The organism is Sinomonas sp. G460-2 (genome assembly GCF_047759905.1).
In the GTDB taxonomy this organism is placed as follows: Bacteria; Actinomycetota; Actinomycetes; order Actinomycetales; family Micrococcaceae; genus Sinomonas.
In genome coordinates this window covers 1-2,430 of the sequence record NZ_JBKZWT010000436.1, presented here as the reverse complement: position 1 = coordinate 2,430, position 2,430 = coordinate 1, and the positions used below count along the sequence as shown (strand labels likewise).

3 protein-coding genes, 1 tRNA gene and 1 pseudogene are annotated in these 2,430 nt (G+C 69.7%); 1 reads left to right on the top strand and 4 read right to left on the bottom strand.

Going from position 1 to position 2,430, the window contains the following annotated elements; translation table 11 throughout:
- Nucleotides 1–281: 281 nt before the first annotated feature.
- Nucleotides 282–353 (bottom strand) — tRNA-Gln (locus tag ACLN58_RS21040).
- Nucleotides 354–442: 89 nt separating this feature from the next.
- On the opposite strand from ACLN58_RS21040, the gene ACLN58_RS21035 reads away from it, so the two are divergent.
- Nucleotides 443–1,093, top strand: coding sequence for a TetR/AcrR family transcriptional regulator (locus ACLN58_RS21035; RefSeq protein ID WP_415857170.1), 651 nt, complete (start codon nucleotides 443–445; stop codon nucleotides 1,091–1,093).
- 5 nt (nucleotides 1,094–1,098) lie between these two features.
- On the opposite strand, the gene ACLN58_RS21030 is transcribed toward ACLN58_RS21035, so the two are convergent.
- The 3 genes and pseudogenes from ACLN58_RS21030 to ACLN58_RS21020 all read right to left on the bottom strand — a co-directional run.
- Entirely contained in the window at nucleotides 1,099–1,755 is a 657-nt protein-coding gene (locus ACLN58_RS21030) for a DedA family protein (RefSeq protein ID WP_415857169.1), read from the bottom strand.
- A 59-nt stretch (nucleotides 1,756–1,814) separates the two neighbouring features.
- Nucleotides 1,815–2,027, bottom strand: a complete 213-nt coding sequence (locus ACLN58_RS21025; protein ID WP_415857168.1) for a hypothetical protein — start codon at nucleotides 2,025–2,027, stop codon at nucleotides 1,815–1,817.
- A gap of 192 nt (nucleotides 2,028–2,219) precedes the next feature.
- Nucleotides 2,220–2,430, bottom strand: a pseudogene (locus tag ACLN58_RS21020) (ABC transporter ATP-binding protein); the annotation flags it as partial.

Below are 2,430 nucleotides of genomic sequence, written 5' to 3'. Positions count from 1 at the left end.
CGGGACTTCATGCGGGTCCCCGCGCCTGCGGCGAGGACGACGACGGCGGCCGGTCCCCCAGCGACCCGGGGCGCCGGCTGCGGGGACTCCGGGCGGTCGGCTTCAGTGCTGTGTCCGGGGATCTCCGCATTCACTGTCGCTGGTTCTCCTGCTCGTCGTGTCCCGATGGTCCGCGCTGCCCAATGATCCAGTTCAGCTTGCCAAGCGGGATTGGACACCGACGTCGGCCATTCTATCCACGCGGGGCGGACCCCACGCGAGCCGGGGCCGCCGTGCGCTCGTTCCGCCCCTAGGATTCGAACCTAGACTGCACGGCTCCAAAGGCCGGCGTGCTGCCATTACACCAGGGCGGACCGTGCCCGAACGGACGGCGGGAAACTCCCCGCCGCAGCTCGCGGCACAATCGTCTATTCTGCCATGTTCGGCTGCTTACGATGGTCGAATGAGCCGACCGAGCCCTGACCGAGCCGCACCGCGGATCCGCATGACGGGCCCCGCGCGGCGCCGACAGCTCATCGACGTGGGTCGCGGACTCTTCGCGGCGAAAGGCGCCGATGCCGCCACGATCGAGGAGATCGCCTCGACGGCGGGCGTCACGAAGCCTGTCATCTACGAGCACTTCGGCTCGAAGGAGGGGCTGTACCGCGTGGTCGTCGAGGAGGAGTCCGAGCTCCTCCTGCGCGCCATCACGGGATCCCTCGCGGAGGACGCGAAGCCGCGCGTGCTCGTGGAGCGCGCCGCGATGGCTCTCCTGACGTACATCGAGAACCGCAGCGAGGGCTTCCGGATCCTGGTCCGCGACGCGCCTCCCGGCCAGCAGGCGGGCGCGCTGACGTCGATCCTCTCCCGCATCACCGCCCGGGTCGAGCACATCCTTGCCGACGAGTTCGCCGCGCGCGGCTTCAGCGCGGGCGACGGCGCCATGTACGCCCAGATGCTCGTGGGAATGGTCGCGATGACCGGGCAGTGGTGGCTCGATGCCCGCAGCCCCGACAAGCGCGCGGTCGCGGCGCACCTCGTGAATCTCGCCTGGAACGGGCTTACGGGCCTCCAGAAGGAGCCGGCCCTCGTGGACGGCGCCGCGCGTGTTTGAGAATTTCAGGGCTGTCCGGGCTCATCGTGGTGCGAGCCGCGGTACGAGCGCTCCTCGCGGCGCTCGGCGCGGCCCTTGCGCACGCGCCACACGATGACGCCGATCACGGCGATCACGAGGACGATCGCGGCGAGGTCCCGGCCCGCAGCCTTCGCCACGACGTCGTACGACGCGCCGGCAACGAAGCCCAGAAGCGTGAAGCCGACTCCCCACGTGGCCCCGCCGAGCGCGTTGAACGAGACAAATCGGGGGTAGTGCATCTGCGAGGCCCCGGCGAGTGCGGGCATCATCGCGCGGAAGAACGCCACGAACCGGCCCAGGAACACGGCCCATCCGCCGCGCTTCCGGAGGAACGCCTGGGCGTCCTCGAGCCGCTTGCGGTGGCGGTCGAAGACCCGGAAGCCGAGGAGCCGGGGGCCTAGGTGCTTGCCGATCTCGTAGCCCACGGTGTCGCCGGCGATCGCCGCGAAGACCACGAGGGGAACCATGATCCAGATGTTCGCGTGGCCCTGGCTCGAGACCACCCCGCCGAGCACGGCGGCCGTCTCCCCCGGGATCACGAAGCCCACGAAGATCGCGTCCTCCGCGAACACGAGCGCGAACACCACGAGGTACGCCGCGAGCGGCGGCATCCCGAGAATTGCGTCAACGATTGCGCCCATCTCAAGGATGCTATCCCCGCAGTCTGGACACTTCCAGCGAGGACGCTGAACCCCGCGGGCTAGCCGGCTGCCCGCATTCCGTCGATGCGCCGCACGTCGGCACCATCCGTCACGTGCACCATCCGCCGGCTCATCCCGCCGTCCTCGCGGAGCCAGAAGACGGTCCCGTCGGGAGCGACCTCCTCGACGATCCCGCTCAGGTTGAGTCCTTCCAGGCCCTCGACGCTCACCACGTCACCGCGAACCAACCGCCCGAAATCATCACTGTGCATCGTTGTCCCCTAGAGCTTGCTGTCCCGTGTCAAGCGGGTTCAGCCTACGGGGGCTTCGAGACACGGAGATGACGCGTTGGTGAACGCTCATCCCCCCGCTGGACCTCGCCCTGGACCTCGCCCTGGACCTCGCCCTGGACCTCGCCTCGGGGCGCAGATCGGGCCGTTCGTCGGGCCGCAGATCGTCGCCGCCTACTCGAGCACTTCCGAGGCCTCGAGCCACTCGAGCTCGAGCCCCTCCTTCTCGGCGAGGATCGCCTGGAGCTCGGCGTTGAGCTCCGCGAGCCGGCCGTAGTCCTCGGCCGCCCGTGCCATCTTCTCGTGCAGGGCGGCCTCCTGCTCGGCGAGCTTCCCGAGCCGGCGCTCCACGCGGCCGAGGTCCTTGCGCGCCTGGCGCTTCTCG

Bases quoted from the DNA above. Each gene is read 5' to 3' on its own strand.
- ACLN58_RS21035 (WP_415857170.1), top strand. From the start codon at position 443: ATGAGCCGACCGAGCCCTGACCGAGCCGCACCGCGGATCCGCATGACG.
- ACLN58_RS21030 (WP_415857169.1), bottom strand. From the start codon at position 1,755: ATGGGCGCAATCGTTGACGCAATTCTCGGGATGCCGCCGCTCGCGGCG.
- ACLN58_RS21025 (WP_415857168.1), bottom strand. From the start codon at position 2,027: ATGCACAGTGATGATTTCGGGCGGTTGGTTCGCGGTGACGTGGTGAGC.